General features: G+C 70.5%; 15 protein-coding genes and 1 pseudogene. 4 read left to right on the forward strand and 12 right to left on the reverse strand.

Going from position 1 to position 15,387, the window contains the following annotated elements; all coding sequences use genetic code 11:
* Window positions 1-65: 65 nt before the first annotated feature.
* Genes CSC68_RS07380 through acnB form a run of 3 tightly spaced genes read left to right on the forward strand, consistent with a single transcriptional unit; the run spans window position 66 to window position 3,321 of the window.
* Window positions 66-296, forward strand: coding sequence for an AbrB/MazE/SpoVT family DNA-binding domain-containing protein (locus CSC68_RS07380; RefSeq protein WP_162202892.1), 231 nt, complete (start codon window positions 66-68; stop codon window positions 294-296).
* The gene (locus tag CSC68_RS07385) at window positions 293-691 is read left to right on the forward strand and encodes a type II toxin-antitoxin system VapC family toxin (RefSeq protein ID WP_162202894.1); all 399 of its coding nucleotides are present in this window, start codon (window positions 293-295) and stop codon (window positions 689-691) included. Before CSC68_RS07380 ends, CSC68_RS07385 begins: the two co-directional genes overlap by 4 nt.
* 38 nt (window positions 692-729) lie before the next feature.
* Window positions 730-3,321 (forward strand): bifunctional aconitate hydratase 2/2-methylisocitrate dehydratase, encoded by a 2,592-nt coding sequence (acnB, locus tag CSC68_RS07390; protein ID WP_162202895.1) that lies wholly within the window; start codon window positions 730-732, stop codon window positions 3,319-3,321.
* 59 nt (window positions 3,322-3,380) lie between these two features.
* Here the strand turns inward: acnB and CSC68_RS07395 are convergent, their stop codons facing one another.
* A complete protein-coding gene (locus CSC68_RS07395) occupies window positions 3,381-3,809 on the reverse strand; it encodes a VOC family protein (RefSeq protein ID WP_162202897.1) in 429 nt (142 codons plus the stop codon).
* A gap of 84 nt (window positions 3,810-3,893) precedes the next feature.
* Here CSC68_RS07395 and CSC68_RS07400 point away from each other — a divergent pair, with 84 nt between their 5' ends.
* Complete coding sequence (locus CSC68_RS07400) at window positions 3,894-4,472, forward strand: TetR family transcriptional regulator (RefSeq protein WP_162202899.1); 579 nt, start codon at window positions 3,894-3,896, stop codon at window positions 4,470-4,472.
* Between the two features lie 72 nt (window positions 4,473-4,544).
* Here CSC68_RS07400 and CSC68_RS07405 read toward each other — a convergent pair whose 3' ends face one another.
* The 11 genes and pseudogenes from CSC68_RS07405 to CSC68_RS07455 all read right to left on the reverse strand — a co-directional run bounded on the left by CSC68_RS07405 (window position 4,545) and on the right by CSC68_RS07455 (window position 15,377).
* A complete protein-coding gene (locus CSC68_RS07405) occupies window positions 4,545-7,193 on the reverse strand; it encodes an N-acetylmuramidase domain-containing protein (protein WP_162202900.1) in 2,649 nt (882 codons plus the stop codon).
* A 68-nt stretch (window positions 7,194-7,261) separates the two neighbouring features.
* Window positions 7,262-7,858 (reverse strand): DUF2939 domain-containing protein, encoded by a 597-nt coding sequence (locus tag CSC68_RS07410; protein WP_162202902.1) that lies wholly within the window; start codon window positions 7,856-7,858, stop codon window positions 7,262-7,264.
* A 2-nt stretch (window positions 7,859-7,860) separates the two neighbouring features.
* The gene (locus tag CSC68_RS07415) at window positions 7,861-8,547 is read right to left on the reverse strand and encodes a DUF2461 domain-containing protein (RefSeq protein ID WP_162202903.1); all 687 of its coding nucleotides are present in this window, start codon (window positions 8,545-8,547) and stop codon (window positions 7,861-7,863) included.
* Window positions 8,544-9,983 carry an exodeoxyribonuclease I gene (gene sbcB, locus CSC68_RS07420; RefSeq protein WP_162202905.1) on the reverse strand — a complete coding sequence of 480 codons (1,440 nt, stop codon included), beginning with the start codon at window positions 9,981-9,983 and terminating at the stop codon, window positions 8,544-8,546. The genes CSC68_RS07415 and sbcB overlap by 4 nt, the downstream gene beginning before the upstream one ends.
* 58 nt (window positions 9,984-10,041) lie before the next feature.
* Window positions 10,042-11,424: an FAD-dependent oxidoreductase gene (locus tag CSC68_RS07425; RefSeq protein ID WP_211365704.1), complete on the reverse strand. Its 1,383-nt coding sequence runs from the start codon at window positions 11,422-11,424 to the stop codon at window positions 10,042-10,044.
* A 152-nt stretch (window positions 11,425-11,576) separates the two neighbouring features.
* Window positions 11,577-12,845 (reverse strand): kynureninase, encoded by a 1,269-nt coding sequence (gene kynU, locus CSC68_RS07430; protein WP_162202907.1) that lies wholly within the window; start codon window positions 12,843-12,845, stop codon window positions 11,577-11,579.
* Window positions 12,842-13,399, reverse strand: coding sequence for a 3-hydroxyanthranilate 3,4-dioxygenase (locus CSC68_RS07435; RefSeq protein WP_162202909.1), 558 nt, complete (start codon window positions 13,397-13,399; stop codon window positions 12,842-12,844). Before CSC68_RS07435 ends, kynU begins: the two co-directional genes overlap by 4 nt.
* Window positions 13,400-13,422: 23 nt before the next feature.
* Window positions 13,423-14,088 (reverse strand): carbonate dehydratase, encoded by a 666-nt coding sequence (gene can, locus CSC68_RS07440; RefSeq protein ID WP_162202911.1) that lies wholly within the window; start codon window positions 14,086-14,088, stop codon window positions 13,423-13,425.
* A 51-nt stretch (window positions 14,089-14,139) separates the two neighbouring features.
* A pseudogene (locus CSC68_RS07445) lies at window positions 14,140-14,769 on the reverse strand (FMN-binding negative transcriptional regulator); the annotation flags it as partial.
* Window positions 14,770-14,775: 6 nt separating this feature from the next.
* A complete protein-coding gene (locus CSC68_RS07450) occupies window positions 14,776-15,075 on the reverse strand; it encodes a hypothetical protein (protein WP_162202912.1) in 300 nt (99 codons plus the stop codon).
* Entirely contained in the window at window positions 15,072-15,377 is a 306-nt protein-coding gene (locus CSC68_RS07455) for a hypothetical protein (RefSeq protein WP_162202914.1), read from the reverse strand. The genes CSC68_RS07450 and CSC68_RS07455 overlap by 4 nt, the downstream gene beginning before the upstream one ends.
* Window positions 15,378-15,387: the final 10 nt, after the last annotated feature.

Genomic DNA, 15,387 nt, shown 5'->3' on the forward strand with positions numbered 1-15,387 from the left:
CGCCGGATTGAGTATGCATGAAATGGTATGTATCATACCCGCATACCATCCGGCGGAGACCCACCATGGAAGCGACCGTCGCAGAACGCGGCCAGATCACGCTGCCCAAGCCCGTCCGTGACGCCCTGGGGCTGACCAAGGGCACCCTGCTGAAGGTGGAGCTGGACGGCAGCCGCATCATCCTGCGCAAGAGCGTGGACGACGCCATTTCCCGCGCCCGCGGCAAGTTCGCGCTGGATGGCTTCGCTTCCTCGACCGAGGCGGTCGAGCGCCTGCGCGACGAAGGCGGGGCATGATCGCCGTCGACTCCCCGGTCCTGATCGAGCTGCTCAGCGACGGCCCCCGCGCCGACGCGGTGGAGGCCTGCCTGCGCCAGGCGCTGGTCGGAGGACGGGTGGTCGTATGCGGCACCACCCTGGCCGAGCTGTGCGCCGCCCTCCGGGGGGGCGCCGAGGTCCAGGAGGCCCTGGAGGAGATGGGCATCCACTTCAGCCCGCTGGAAGCCAAGTCGGCGTTGCGCGCCGGCGAGATGCACCGCCGCCACCGCCAGCGCGGCGACGCCCACCGCGGCATCGGCGCGTTCCTGGTCGGGGCCCACGCACTGCTCCAGTGCGACGGCCTGGTCACCTGGAACGACGCCTTCTACCGAGATTACTTCAAGGGGCTGCGGCTGATCGTGCCGCAGGCCTGATTCCCCACCGTTTTCCGTTACCAAGCCCGGAGTTGTCCATGTTGGAAGCCTACCGCCACCACGTCGCCGAGCGCGCAGCCCTCGGCATCCCGCCGCTGCCGCTGTCGGCGCAGCAGACCGCCGAGGTCATCGAGCTGCTGAAGAACCCGCCGGCGGGCGAGGAGCAGTTCCTGGTCGACCTGCTCACCAACCGCGTCCCGGCCGGCGTCGACGACGCCGCCAAGGTCAAGGCTTCCTACCTGGCCGCGCTGGCCTTCGGCAGCGAGAAGAACCCGCTGATCAGCCGCGAGCGCGCCACCGAGCTGCTGGGCACCATGCTCGGCGGCTACAACGTCTCGCCGCTGATCGAGCTGCTGGACGACGCCACCGTCGGCGCCATCGCCGCCGAGGGCCTGAAGAAGACCCTGCTGGTGTTCGATGCCTTCCACGACGTGGAAGAGAAGGCCAAGGCCGGCAACGCCAACGCCAAGGCGGTGCTGCAGAGCTGGGCCGACGCCGAGTGGTTCACCAGCAAGCCGGAAGTGCCGCAGAGCCTGACCATCACCGTGTTCAAGGTGCCGGGCGAGACCAACACCGACGACCTGTCGCCGGCCCCGGACGCCACCACCCGTCCGGATATCCCGATGCACGCCCTGGCGATGCTGAAGAACAAGCGTCCGGATGCGCCGTTCCAGCCGGAAGAGGACGGCAAGCGCGGCCCGATCGGCGAGATCCTCAAGCTCAAGGAGAAGGGCCACCTGGTCGCCTATGTCGGCGACGTGGTCGGCACCGGCTCCTCGCGCAAGTCCGCCACCAACTCGGTGCTGTGGTGGACCGGCGACGACATCCCGTTCATCCCGAACAAGCGCGCCGGCGGCGTGTGCCTGGGCGGCAAGATCGCCCCGATCTTCTACAACACCATGGAAGACGCCGGCGCCCTGCCGATCGAGCTTGACGTGTCGAAGATGGACCACGGCGACGTGGTCGAGCTGCGCCCGTACGAGGGCAAGGCGCTGAAGAACGGCGAGGTGATCGCCGAGTTCAAGGTCAAGTCCGACGTGCTGTTCGACGAGGTGCGCGCCGGTGGCCGCATCCCGCTGATCATCGGCCGCGGCCTGACCACCAAGGCCCGCGAGTCGCTGGGCCTGCCGGCCTCGGACCTGTTCCGCCTGCCGCAGCAGCCGGCCGATTCCGGCAAGGGCTACTCGCTGGCGCAGAAGATGGTCGGTCGCGCCTGCGGCCTGCCGGAAGGCAAGGGCGTGCGCCCGGGCACCTACTGCGAGCCGAAGATGACCTCGGTCGGTTCCCAGGACACCACCGGCCCGATGACCCGCGACGAGCTGAAGGACCTGGCCTGCCTGGGCTTCTCGGCCGACCTGGTGATGCAGTCGTTCTGCCACACCGCGGCTTATCCGAAGCCGGTCGACGTCAAGACCCACCACACCCTGCCGGAGTTCATCTCCACCCGCGGTGGCATCTCCCTGCGTCCGGGCGACGGCGTGATCCACAGCTGGCTCAACCGCATGCTGCTGCCCGACACCGTCGGCACCGGCGGCGACTCCCACACCCGCTTCCCGGTGGGCATCTCGTTCCCGGCCGGCTCGGGCCTGGTCGCCTTCGCCGCGGCCACCGGCGTGATGCCGCTGGACATGCCGGAGTCGGTGCTGGTCCGCTTCAAGGGCCAGATGCAGCCGGGCGTCACCCTGCGCGACCTGGTCAACGCGATCCCGCTGTACGCCATCAAGTCCGGCCTGCTGACCGTGGCCAAGGCCGGCAAGAAGAACATCTTCTCCGGCCGCATCCTCGAGATCGAAGGCCTGCCGCAGCTGAAGGTCGAGCAGGCGTTCGAGCTGTCCGACGCCTCGGCCGAGCGCTCGGCCGCCGGCTGCACCGTGCGCCTGGACAAGGAGCCGATCATCGAATACCTCAACAGCAACATCGTGCTGCTGAAGAACATGATCGCCGAGGGCTACCAGGACGCCCGCTCGCTGGCCCGCCGCATCAGGAAGATGGAGGAGTGGCTGGCCAACCCGCAGCTGCTGGAGCCGGATGCCGACGCTGAGTACGCCGCGGTCATCGAGATCGACCTCAACGAGATCGTCGAGCCGATCGTGGCCTGCCCGAACGACCCGGACGACGTGAAGAGCCTGTCCGAGGTGGCCGGCACCAAGATCGACGAGGTTTTCATCGGGTCGTGCATGACCAACATCGGCCACTTCCGCGCCGCGGCCAAGCTGCTGGAAGGCAAGCGCGACATCCCGACCCGCCTGTGGGTCGCGCCGCCGACCAAGATGGACGCCTCCGAGCTGACCAAGGAAGGCCACTACGGCACCTTCGGCGTGGCCGGCGCGCGCATGGAAATGCCCGGCTGCTCGCTGTGCATGGGCAACCAGGCCCAGGTGCGCGAGGGCGCCACGGTGTTCTCCACCTCCACCCGCAACTTCCCGAACCGCCTGGGCCGCAACACCAACGTGTTCCTGGGTTCGGCGGAGCTGGCGGCGATCTGCTCGCGCCTGGGCAAGATCCCGTCCCGCGAGGAGTACATGGCCGACATCGGCGTGATCAACGAGAAGGGCGCCGAGATCTACCGCTACATGAACTTCGACCAGATCGAGGAGTACCGGAAGACGGCCGAGACCGTGGCCGCCTGATCCATCCGGCACCGCTGTACGGAACGCCCGGCCTTGCGCCGGGCGTTTCCTTTTGCGGGTCAGGCGGGCAGGGCCTCGTCGGCGTAGGCGGAAGCGAATTCCCCGGAAGGCGGGATCGGCTGGATCACGTCGACCAGCACGCCGTTGGGGGCGGCGGTGATGAAGTGGCGCTGGCCGAAGGCTTCGTCGCGCAGGTCCAGCAGCACCGGCAGGCCTGCAGCGGGCAGCCGGGCGCACTCGGCGTCCACGTCCTCGACCTCGAAGTTGAGCAGCAGGCCACCTGCGTGGCGGTCGCGTGCCACGGCGGGGATGGGGGAATGGCCTGCCGCAAGTACGGCCAGGTTGACCTCCGGCTGGCCCTCCAGCTGCAGGTGCACGTACCAGTCGGAAGTGAACAGTGGACGGAAGCCGAAGTGCCGCTGGTAGAAGTCGGCGGTGGCGGCGACATCGCTGGCCTGGATGACGGGGTAGTAGCTGCTGACCTTCATGGCTTGCCTCCGTTGACCCATAAACATACAGTCTGTATGTAATTCGACGATACATACAGACTGTATGTTTATGCAAGAAGTGACATGGCCAGAACCAATCGCGAACGTACCGAAGCCACCCGCGCGGCCCTGATCCAGGCGGCCCGCGGGCGGTTCGTGGCCCAGGGCTATGCCGCTACCGGGACGCCTGACATCGTGGCAGCGGCCGGCATGACGCGCGGGGCGCTCTACCACCACTTCGCCGACAAGCTGGACCTGTTCCGGGCCGTGGTGGAGGCCGAGCAGGCGGCCGTGGCCGCAGCGATCGAAGCGGCGACTCCCCGATCGCTGCCGCCCCTGCAGGCACTCAAGGCCGGCAGCGCCGCATTTCTCGAGGCGATGGCGGTGCCGGGGCGCACGCGTCTGCTCCTGGTCGAGGCGCCCGCGGCGCTGGGCGTCGCGGCACTGGACGCGATCGACGCCAGCCATGGCGGGCGCACCCTGCGCGAGGGCCTGGCGCAGGCGATGGACGAGGGCCTGCTGCGGCGACTGCCCCCGGAGCCGCTGGCCGCGCTGCTGTCGGCAGCGTTCGACCGTGCCGCGCGGGCGGTGGCCGAGGGCGCCGACCGCCAGGCCTGGCAGGAGACCCTGGACGCCCTGGTCGACGGGCTGGCGGTGGCCTGAGCAGGGACGCCGCCAGGGCTACGCGTACCTGGTATCGCGCCTGCGGCCGCCGGCGGCGCTGCCGCCCGCGGCTCAGGCCTTGCGCACCAGCTCGATGATCAGCCGCTGCAGCGCCGGATCGTCGTCCAGGCTGCCGTGGGTGGCGGCGGTGGTGCTGCGGCTGGCGCTGCCATCCAGCCCCAGTTCGCTGGGCAGGCGGGTGATCTCGCTGGCCGGGCTGGCCACGGCCATCATCCGCGCGCCCCAGGGCAGGGTGGCGCGCGCCGGGACCAGGTGCCGCTCCAGGCCCAGCAGCGGCGTCTCGCGCCGGTCCTCGAAGGCGCGCGATACCAGGTACAGCAGCGAGTGCCCATACGGCCTGCAGGTCGGGTCGGCGCGCTCGGCCGCATCCGACAGGTGCGCCACCAGCATGCGGGTGCCTGCCTTCAGCGCGGCCTTGCCCAGGGTGTGGTCGAACTCGTCGATGCGTACCGCCGGGGCGATCAGGCTGGCCGTGCGCAGGTCGAAGCCCTCGGCCGCCATGGTCGCGCCCAGGTGCGAGTGCAGGATGGCGCCGGCCGAATGCCCGACCAGGTGCAGGCGCAGCGCCGGCAGGCCGTAGGCCCGGGCGTTGGCCCGGTACAGCGCGAGCAGCTGGCGGATGCCGGACTCGGGGCTCGTGCCGATGCGCAGTGCGTTCTGCTTCATTTCGCCCCACAGCGGGCGCCCCAGCGGCCGTGCCACCGACTCCACACGCTGGTTCCACCATTCCTTCCAGCGCTCGCGCAGCTTGCGCAGCGTGCCGGCGGCGCGCTCCCGTTCCGGTGCCAGGCGGTCCTCGATCAGGTTGGAGAGCGTCTTGACCGCACCGGTCTCCCACATCAGGAACACCGGGAAGATCCGCTCCTCGTACAGCTTCGGCACCCAGCGCCGCGCCGAGCCGGCCGCCGCTTCCTCGTCGGTGAGCCCGCCATGGGCGTAGATGGCCACGTCCACTGCGCCGTCGGGTCCGATTTCCCAGCGGCGGCAGGCCTCGGCCAGGTGGATGCGCAGCAGCGCGTCCAGGGCCGAGGGCTGGGGGCGGAACTGGCCGCGCCGGCTCAGGCGGCCGTTGTTCTCCATGTTGATGATGAAGGGGGCGAGCTCGTGCGCGGCCAGGATCGGATTGCGCGACACCACCGCGCAGCGGCCCTGGGCATCGGTGCGCAGCGAGGTGGCTTCGGCGATCGCCTCGTGCTCGGAGGTCACCACGCCCAGCTGCGCGACCCAGCAGTCCATCGCGTTCTCCAGCCAGTCGCTGTAGCGCAGGACGGCCAGGCCGCCCTTGCCCCAGCGCGTTCCCCAGGAGTTGTGCACGATGAAGCCGTCGCGGGTGTAGCCGACGATGGCGAAGGCGTGGCCGGCGCCCGGATCGCCGCGCAGCCGCCGGATAAGCGGCAGGTCGGACGGATCCTCGGGCCGTGGCAGGGGCTCATCGCCGAGCAGCTCCTCCCAGCCGGCGTGGGTCCAGGCACTGGCGTAGACGGCGCCGACCTGGTCGATGGCCACGTGCATGTCGCGCAGCGAGCGCGGATCGATGCGGTAGTAGGCGCCAAGCGGGCGCTTGAGCGCGTCGGTCCACCAGTCCTCGCAGGCGTCGGCCTTCGGTTCGGGCATCGCCGGCTTCGGCCACAGGCGGGCGCTGGCGGCGCCGTGGCGTAGCCAGCCCTTGAGCGCGCCACGCAGCGAGGAGCCGATCCCGCTGTCGTTGCCGCTGCCGTCGTCCTCCTCGTCGGCCCACTCGTCGTAGCGGCGGGCCATGCTGTAGAGCATGTGCGGCGACACCGGTTCGACATGGCGGCCAGCGCGCACCAGCAGGTACTCGATCACCGTGGCCAGTGCATAGCCGGTGCAGGCGCAGGTGTCGCCCTGGTCCAGGACCGGGCGCACGTCGTGCGGATAACGCACGTCGCGTGGCGCCGAGGAGACCGGGGGCTGGTACTCCCAGTCGCGCAGGTCGACGCTGTCGGGACGGACGTTGAGGACCCGCCGCCGCTGCCTGCGCACCGATCCGGTGGGCGGGCGCGCCGCCAGGTCCGGCGCCGCCGGCTCCGGCCGCCCGGGCGGCAGCTGGCGCGTGCCGCGACCGGCGGCGCGGCCGCCCGCACTGCCGGCATGGCGGGCATAGGCCGCGGCGAGCTTGCCGTCGTAATCGTTCTGACGGTATCCGGGGCCGTTGTAGAGACGCGCGAAGCGCGCCCAGTCCTTGCGCCGCAACGGCAGCAGCAGAGGCGAACCCGGGCGGGCGATGAAACTGGCGAAGGCCTCCAGCTGGCCATCGGCCCCGGAGGACTGGGCCTCAACGAAGGCCCCGACGCAGTCGAAGCCGCACAGCGCGTAGTTGAAGCCCATGATCTGGAACGCGCCCCAGCTGGCCGACTGCATCGCCGCGGCGGCATCCAGCGCGGCGGCGCGGTCCAGCCGCTTCCATTCCCCGGCCAGCGACCCGGAATACTTCCTACGGTCCCATTGCGGATGGCTGAGGTTGGGATGCGAGGCGCCGTAGCGGCCTGCCGTCAGGCGATGGAAGACATGGCCCTCGAACAGGACCTTGGGCCGGCGGTCCGGCGCCGGAAGGAAGCCGCTGCCAGCCGACTCGACCTCGGCCACCGCGCGCAACGCCGCCAGTTCGACGTCCAGCCGCGCGGCCAGGCGCTCCCACATCTGCGGGGTGACGTCGCGCTCCAGTTCCTTCTGTTCCATTCCGATCCTCCAGGCTGGACGGCGGATGCTCCGGGTCCTGCAAAAACTACCGGACGGACAGGGCTGCGTCAGGCCGGTGGCGGCGCGGCCGGGTCGCCCGGCAGGCGGACATCGACCAGGCGCCAGCGCAGGCCCTGGCGCTGCAGCACCCAGACGCTGGTATTGCCGGGCGCATGCTGAACGGTCACGGTGGCCCGGGAAAGCGATTCATAGCTCAGCCGTGCATCCCGCAACGGACGTGCCGGTTCAACGCTCCAGCCCTCGCTGGAGCCACGGTCGCGGCCGCGCACCCGCTGCCACAGCACGTGGCCCTGCAGCAGGGCGGCCACGCCCTGCGGAGTAGCCGCCAGCTCGACCCCGGCGCCTGCGACGCTGCCTGCGGCAGCCAGCGCCAGCGCCCCCAGTGGATGCGAGGCCACGTCCGCACCGGCCGCGCGCACCATGCGGTCCTGCACCTGCGCCCGCAGGTTGGCCTGCAGCCGCGGGAAATCGACATGGCGGGCGAGGGCAGTGCTGTCGCGCCGTTCCAGCGCGTCGGCGATGCCACGCACCGCCAGCCACGGGCCCGCGGCGATCCAGGCGGCCAGCAGGACCAGGAGCAGGCCGGCGCCAACCAGCGGCAGGCGCCAGCGGCTCTTTCGGGAAGGAACGGGCATTGCGGCCATGCTCAGAACTCCAGGTCCAGGGCGGCGCAGAGGTAGTCGACGAACGGGGCCAGCGCGGCCAGGTCCTTCTCCAGCGTCGTGCGCAGGCGCGGGCCGGTCATGGTGGCATCGTCCAGCGGTCGCCAGAACACCCAGTTGCGGTGGCGCAGGTCGTCGATGAACTCGAAATCGGCCGGGAAACCGCGCGGCGTGCGTACCAGCACCTCGGTGGCGTCCAGGTCGAAGCGGCGGCGGAATGCCGGCGCGTGCGCCGAGCGGCGCCAGCTTTCCGGGTTGTCGAAGATGAACTGGCGGACCTTGCGCTGGGTGTCGGACTCCGGATGCCACAGGCCGGCACCGACGAAGCTCCCGCCGGGCTGCAGATGGATATAGAACGAGGGCGCGGCCACTTCGCGCCGGCGCTCGTGGAACAGGCGCGCACCCTGCCAGGTCTTGTACGGCGACTTGTCGTTGGAGAAGCGCGCATCGCGGTGGATGCGGAACAGCGAGCCGCCCACCGGCCGCGGATCGGCGCGGAAGTGCGGGCTGATCGCGGCCACCGCCGGCTGCAGGTCGCCGACCAGGCGCAGGAATGGCTGGCGTACGTGCGCCTCGTAGTCGGCGCGGTGTGCCTGGAACCAGGCCTTGTCGTTGTGTCGCGCCAGGCCGCGCAGGAAACGCAGGCTGGCCTCGCTGAAGTAGGCAGTCATAGTCCGTCCTGCAGCCCGCGGCCCCAGGCCTCCAGCTGGTCCAGCAGCACCAGCCGCTGGCCATCGCCGGCATGGGTCGCGCGCAGCGTCGCAATCTCGGCAAAGAAGGTGTCGAAGGTGTACTCGGACAGGCCGCTGTCGGCCTGCAGGCGCCTGCGCCGGTAATCGTCCCAGCGGCCGCGCTCGTCCGCGCCGAGGGTTTCCGGCCAGTTGCGGGCGCGGTAGCGGAACAGCAGCTCCGGCAGGCGCGGATCGCGGAAATCGAAGGCGCGGCGGCCCAGCTCGGCCGGGGCGGTGGCGCGCACCTGGGTGCACAGGCGGCGGTCGCCGTCGCCGCAGAAGCCCGAGTACAGCGACGCGTCCACGTCGTCCTGGCCGCCTTCGCGGGCGCCGGCATAGACCTGGCGCGCCTTCTCGGCCAGCTCGGGGCCGTGCGCACGGAGGCGTTCGGCGCGCGCCAGCACCTGGTCCGGATCGATGCCCAGGCGCTCGAAGTCCGGCGCGCGCAGGTGCGCCCACGGCACCAGCATCGGCGAGCGGTTGAGGTGGACCTCCTTGAGCGGCACCCGCGACACGCCCGGCGGCAGGTCGGCCACCGGCGTGTACAGGCGGTCGGCGATCTCCGCGGGCGTCTGCTCCAGCAGCGTGTCGACGTCGCCATCCAGGTCGAAGACGATCACCCGGTTGCCGATCTGCGGATGCACGGCCAGCGGCAGCACCGCCGCGGCGCACAGGCGCGAGGCCGGGTAGCGCTGCGAGACGTGCAGCACCGGCTGCATGGCGAAGGTGTCCAGCAGGCTGGCGGCGTGGCGCTTGTCGCGCAGGCGCAGGGCGTAGTCCCACAGCCGCGGCTGGGCGCGGCGCAGCAGCCGGGCCATGCCGATGGTCGCGTACACGTCCGAAAGCGCCTCGTGCGCATCGCCTTCGCGCACGTCGTTGGCAAGCGCCAGCTGCTCGAGCCTGAAGGAGGTCGCGCCGTCCTCGCGCTTCGGCCAGGCGATGCCTTCGGGGCGCAGGGCGTGGGCCAGCCGCAGCACGTCCAGCAGGTCCCAGCGCGAATTGCCTCCGCGCCACTCGCGCTCGTAGGGGTCGAAGAAATTGCGGAACAGGGTGTGGCGGACGTACTCGTCGTCGAAGCGCAGCGAGTTGTAGCCCAGGGTGCAGGTGCCCGGACGCGCCATTTCCTCGACCATGCGCGCGGCCGCCTCGGCCTCGCTGATGCCCTCGCGCAATGCGTGCTGCGGGGCGATGCCGGTGATTAGGGTGGCGACGGGCGAGGGCAGCAGGTCGTCGGCCGGCTTCACGAACAGGCTGATCGGCTCGTCCACGACCTGCAGTTCGCGGTCGGTGCGCACGGCGGCGAACTGGGCGATGCGGCTGCGGCGCGGATCGGCGCCGAAGGTCTCCAGGTCGTAGAACAGGAAGCTTTCGGTCATGCCGGTATTGGACGTGGCGCGCGCGATCGCCGCAAGCCCATGCATGCAGTGCGGCGGTTCAATGCGCGCCTTCCAGTTCGTCCAGCTCGGCGTGGATGCGCCGCGCCAGCGAATCCCAGTCGATGCAGGACAGGTCGCTGCGGTCGCGGGTGGCGTCGACCAGGATGCGCCGCTGCACCTGGCTGCGTTCGTGCGCGACCGCGTACGGCACGCGCATGAAGGTCACCATGGTGTAGTGGGGCACGAAGCGGGTCGGATGCCGCGCCTGCAGCGCCTGCTCCAGTTCGCGCTGCAGCAGGAAGTCCGGGTCGTCGACCAGGTCGCGCATCTCGATGTAGTTCTCCAGCGCCATGGCCTGGATCGCGGCGGCATTGGGCTTGCGCTCGGCCTCGAACGCGGCGAAGGCCTCGGCCAGCGAGCCGTGGCGGTCCATTGCATCGGCCAGGGCCACGCAGTCCTCGAAGGCGCAGTTCATGCCCTGGCCATGGAACGGGACCATGGCATGCGCGGCGTCGCCCAGGACCACCGCGCGGCCGCCCATGTGCCAGGTATCGAGGTACAGCGTACCGAGCAGGCCCGGCGGGTGGTTCTCCCAGTCGCGCTCCAGGTCCGGGATCAGCGGCAGCGCGTCCGGGAAGTCGCGCGCGAACAGGGCGCGCACCTCGGCGCCGCTGCGCACGCTGGCGAAGCAGGGGTCGCCGCTGCCCGGCGCGGCCTGGTTGGGGAGGAACAGGGTGACGGTGAAGGTGCGTTCGTCGTTGGGCAGGGCGATGCACATGTAGCGCCCGCGCGGCCAGATGTGCAGCGCATGCGGCTCGATCATGAAGCCCCCATCCGGCGCCGGCGGGATGGTCAGCTCCTTGTACGAGTGGTCCAGGAACTCGGTGCGTTCGCCGATGCCCGCCCGGTGCACCATCTCCGCGCGCAGGGCCGAGCCGGCCCCGTCGGTGCCGATCAGGGTGTCGAAGCGGATGTCGTGAGGCTGGTCGTCGCGGTCGTCGATCAGGCGGGCGTAGCCGGCATCGAAGTCCACGGTGTGCAGGCGGCGGTGGAAGTGGATGGTGGCGCCGGCGCGCTCTGCCGCTTCCAGCAGGGTCATGTTGAGGTCCGCGCGGTGCACCGACCAGATCACCTCCGAATCGTCGCGGCCGTAGCGGTGCAGGGTGGTGCTGCCGTCGAGGGCATGGACCATGCGCCCGCGCATCATCACCGCCTGGCGCATCACCGCCTCCTCCACGCCGGCCGCGCGCAGGGCGTGGCGGCCGCGTTCGGCCAGGGCGAGGTTGATCGAGCGGCCGGATTCGTAGCCCTTGATCCGCGGATCGCCGCGGCGCTCGTAGATGGTGACGTTCCAGCCACGCCGGGAAAGCAGGATCGCCAGCAGCGAACCGGCGAGGCCGGCGCCGATCAGGGTCAGGGAACGGGAGTCGGTGGTGTCCAAGCAGGTTCCTGTGCGCCCGCGCCGCGGGATGCGTAGTTGGGATGGGCCTTCAGGGGGAGGGCGACGGCTGGATCATGGTTGGCGGCGTCGCCGGTCGGCATGCGGAGTCATGAGGGCCGGCAGTGCTGGCCTTGCCTCGTGCAACGGGCAGCTCAGCCGGCACGCCAGCGGTCCACTTCCTCGACCAGTTCCAGCACGTCTGCGTAGCGGTTGTAGAGCGGCACCGGGGAGATCCGGATCACGTCCGGCTCGCGCCAGTCGCCGAGGAAGCCGCGGTCGCGCAGGTGCTCGAACAGCGCCCGGCCGCGCTCGCGGCCGCCGGCCACGCGCAGGGACAGCTGGCAGCCGCGGCGCCGTGGCTCGGTGGGAGTGACCACCTGCAGGGTGTCGGCCAGGCGTTCGTGGATCAGCCGTTCCAGCAGGCCGGTGAGCTGCTCGGACTTGGCGCGCAGCGCGGTCATGCCGCCGGCACGCTCGAACTGCTCCAGCGACGCGCGCAGCGGGGCCATCGCCAGCACTGGTGGATTGGAAAGCTGCCAGCCTTCCGCGCCCACGGCCGGCACGAATTCCGGCGCCATGCGGAAGCGGGTGGAGGCCTCGTGGCCCCACCAGCCGGCCATGCGCGGCAGCCCGGCGCTGCCATGGCGCTCGTGGACGAAACAGCCGGCCACCGCGCCAGGACCTGCATTGAGGTACTTGTAGTGGCACCACACGGCGAAGTCGGCGTCGGCGTCGTGCAGGGCCAGCGGCAGGTTGCCCACCGCGTGCGCCAGGTCGAAGCCGCACTTCGCACCCTGGGCGTGCGCCAGCGCGGCGATGCGCGCAAGGTCGAAGGCCTGCCCGGTGCGGTACTGCACGCCCGGCCACAGCACCAGCGCCAGGCGCGGGCCATGGGTGGCGATGGCCTGGGCGACGGCTTCGTCCGACAGGGTGCCATCGGGCTCGTCGGCCTCGACCTCGACCAGGCATTCGGCGGGGTCCAGGCCATGCAGGCGGATCTGCGACTCGACCGCGTGGCGGTCGGAAGGGAATGCACCGGCTTCCATCAGCACCACCGGACGCTGCGCGTCCGGGCGATAGAAGCTGGCCAGCATCAGGTGCAGGTTCACCGTCAGCGTGTTCATCGCCACCACTTCGTCCGGACGCGCACCGACCAGGCGGGCGAGTGGTTCGCGCACCAGGCGGTGGTATTCCATCCACGCGGTATCGCCGGTGAAGTGGCCCTCGACCGCTTCGTTGGCCCACTTGTCCATCACTTCCAGCACGTACGACCGCGCGGCGCGCGGCTGCAGGCCCAGCGAGTTGCCGACGAAATAGCGCTGCTCGCCGCCGGCGTGCGGGGGGATCAGGAACTCGTCGCGGAAGTGGCGCAGCGGATCGGCCGCGTCCAGCTCGCGAACCTGCGCGGCGAGGTCGCTCATCCAGCTACCTCCAGGACCGGCTGCGGCGCCTCGGCGCGCGGCGGATGCACGTGCCCGCAGTTGCGGCACGTGCGCTTCTCGAGCGAGCCGTGGAATCGCTCGAACACCGGCGGGAAATCGCGCTCGATGTCCTGCAGCTGGAAGAACTCCTCGTACAGCCTGTGGTTGCAGCGCTCGCAGTACCACAGCAGGCCGTCGCGCTCGTGCGGCAGGCGCACGCGCTCGATCACCAGGCCGACGCCGCCGGCCATGCGCTGCGGCGAATGCGGCACGCGAGGCGGCAGCAGGAAGGTCTCGCCGGCGCGGATCGGGATCTCGCGCAGCGAGCCCGGGCCGCCCTCGGGGCGCTCCTGCACGCGCAGCACCATCTCGCCCTCGAGCTGGTAGAACCACTCCGGGCCTTCGTCCCAGTGGAAGTCGGTGCGCGCATTGGGACCACCGACCACCATGACGATGAAGTCGCCGTTGTAGATGCACTTGTTGCCGACGGGCGGCTTGAGCAGGTGGCGGTGTTCCTCGATCCAGGCCTGCAGGTTGAGCGGGGCGGAGAACATGGCGGGTTCCTGCTTGGTGGGGGTCAGCGCAACTCGTGGTCCTGCTTGATCCTGGCCAGGGCGGCCTCGTACTTCGGTTCCAGGTCCTCGATGCGGTCCACGTCCATGCCCAGGTGGTGGACGCGGCCGTCGCGCAGGCTGTAGACCCAGCCGTGCACGGTCAGTTCCTGGCCACGGTCCCAGGCGTCGCGGATCACGTGGGTCTTGCACACGTTGACCACCTGCTCGAGCACGTTGAGCTCGCACAGGCGCGCATGCTGCAGCTCGGTCTCGCCGGCATTGTGCAGGCAGTCGGCATGGTGCTCGGCCACGTCGGTCACGTGGCGGATCCAGTTGTCGACCAGGCCCAGGCGCTGGCGGGTCAGCGCGGCGTACACGCCGCCGCAGCCGTAGTGGCCCACCACGAGGATGTGCTTGACCTTCAGCACGTCCACCGAGAACTGGATGACCGACAGGCAGTTGAGGTCGGTGTGCACGACCACGTTGGCGACGTTGCGGTGGACGAATACCTCGCCCGGCGCCATGTCGATGATCTGGTTGGCCGGCACGCGCGAATCGGAGCAACCGATCCACAGGTATTCCGGTGCCTGCTGCTTGGACAGGCGCGAAAAGAATTCCGGATCCTCGGCGCGGACGCGCTCGGACCAGGCATGGTTGCGGCGGATCAGGTCGTGGAGGTCTTCGCTCATCGCCGCATTATCCCCGAGTGGCTCGCCCGCGGCACGCGGCAGGGAGCCGCCTCAGCCTTCGCGCCGGGCCAGGCGTTCAGCCATCAGTGCGGCGACCTGAGCCGCGTTGTCGCCGGGCAGGGCCTGCAGTCCCTCGATGGCGCCGCGCACATTCGCCGGCGGATGGTTCTGGTTGAGCTTGAACTTCAGCTCGATCCGCGAGGCGCGGAAATGGAAACCGACGATGCCACGGAGCTGGGCGCGTTCGCGCGGGTCGGCGTGGTCATAGGCCCAGTTGCCGCCGACGCCGGGTTCGAAGCGCTCGCCCAGGCGGGCGACGACGGAGGCCAGGGAGGCTTCGTCGTCGAATGGTTCCAGGGTGCCGTACAGGTGCGCGGCCGCGTAGTTCCAGGTCGGCACCCGGGCCGACTCGGCCTTGTCCGGATACCAGCCGGGCGAGATGTAATGGTGCGGGCCATGCACGATCGCCAGCGCCGGGCCGGCGTGGCCTGCCTGCGGATTGGGCCTGGCCCAGTGGCCTTCCAGTTCCACCGAATCGTCCTCGCGCCGGTGCAGTACCGGCAGGTGACTGGCGAAGGGCAGGCCGTCGGCGCCGGTGGTGACGAGGGTGATGAACGGGTCGCGCGCCAGCAGGCGGTCGAGCTCCGCCAGGTCGGTTTCGGCGAAGGCGCGCGGGGTGTACTTGGCTCAGGCCCGGCGGCCGAGGTCCACCGTCATCAGCCGGACCAGCGATTCGTCGTCCTCCGCGCGCGGCGGCGCGACCTCGTCCAGCGAGAAGCCGCGCTCCAGCGCGTCGTCCTCGTCCAGGCCGTCGAACTCGACGAAGTCGGCATCCAGCAGCATCGAGCGGGCGGTGTCCTCGCTGTCGTAGGAATGCAGGGTGCCGTCGTGGTCCAGCACCTCGGCGGTGCCGGCCTCGCGTTCGCGCAGTCGCGCCCAGTGCAGGGTGCGGCCGAGGGTGGCAAGCCACCAGCTGTCGTGTGTCATGGACTTGCCTCCGAAACCAGCCAGAGCAGGGCAGCCATGCCCAGGCCGATGAAGATGGTGATGAGCGCGACCCGTGCCGGGGTGGCCAGGCCGCTGAGGGAACGGTCGCCGATGGCGCGGTAACGCCCGCTGAGCAGCCAGCCCAGTGCCGCCGGGGCCAGGAAGGCGCCGGCGCCGAAGTCGGCCTCGCCGCCGGCGTGGCGGTCGCGGATGTGGACCAGGGTCAGTGGCCAGAAGATCACGAAGGCCGTGGCCCCGGCGATGGCCACGCCCACGAAGCACAGGGCAAGGAACAGGAGCATGGGGGCGTGA

Origin of the sequence: Pseudoxanthomonas suwonensis (genome assembly GCF_010093235.1) — a bacterium.
Taxonomy (GTDB): Bacteria; Pseudomonadota; Gammaproteobacteria; order Xanthomonadales; family Xanthomonadaceae; genus Pseudoxanthomonas; species Pseudoxanthomonas suwonensis.

Excerpts from the sequence above, each read along its gene's own strand:
- CSC68_RS07380 (WP_162202892.1), top strand. The coding sequence starts at position 66 with ATGGAAGCGACCGTCGCAGAACGCGGCCAGATCACGCTGCCCAAGCCC.
- CSC68_RS07385 (WP_162202894.1), top strand. The coding sequence starts at position 293 with ATGATCGCCGTCGACTCCCCGGTCCTGATCGAGCTGCTCAGCGACGGC.
- acnB (WP_162202895.1), top strand. The coding sequence starts at position 730 with ATGTTGGAAGCCTACCGCCACCACGTCGCCGAGCGCGCAGCCCTCGGC.
- CSC68_RS07395 (WP_162202897.1), bottom strand. The coding sequence starts at position 3,809 with ATGAAGGTCAGCAGCTACTACCCCGTCATCCAGGCCAGCGATGTCGCC.
- CSC68_RS07400 (WP_162202899.1), top strand. The coding sequence starts at position 3,894 with ATGGCCAGAACCAATCGCGAACGTACCGAAGCCACCCGCGCGGCCCTG.
- CSC68_RS07405 (WP_162202900.1), bottom strand. The coding sequence starts at position 7,193 with ATGGAACAGAAGGAACTGGAGCGCGACGTCACCCCGCAGATGTGGGAG.
- CSC68_RS07410 (WP_162202902.1), bottom strand. The coding sequence starts at position 7,858 with ATGGCCGCAATGCCCGTTCCTTCCCGAAAGAGCCGCTGGCGCCTGCCG.
- CSC68_RS07415 (WP_162202903.1), bottom strand. The coding sequence starts at position 8,547 with ATGACTGCCTACTTCAGCGAGGCCAGCCTGCGTTTCCTGCGCGGCCTG.
- sbcB (WP_162202905.1), bottom strand. The coding sequence starts at position 9,983 with ATGACCGAAAGCTTCCTGTTCTACGACCTGGAGACCTTCGGCGCCGAT.
- kynU (WP_162202907.1), bottom strand. The coding sequence starts at position 12,845 with ATGAGCGACCTCGCCGCGCAGGTTCGCGAGCTGGACGCGGCCGATCCG.
- CSC68_RS07435 (WP_162202909.1), bottom strand. The coding sequence starts at position 13,399 with ATGTTCTCCGCCCCGCTCAACCTGCAGGCCTGGATCGAGGAACACCGC.
- can (WP_162202911.1), bottom strand. The coding sequence starts at position 14,088 with ATGAGCGAAGACCTCCACGACCTGATCCGCCGCAACCATGCCTGGTCC.
- CSC68_RS07450 (WP_162202912.1), bottom strand. The coding sequence starts at position 15,075 with ATGACACACGACAGCTGGTGGCTTGCCACCCTCGGCCGCACCCTGCAC.
- CSC68_RS07455 (WP_162202914.1), bottom strand. The coding sequence starts at position 15,377 with ATGCTCCTGTTCCTTGCCCTGTGCTTCGTGGGCGTGGCCATCGCCGGG.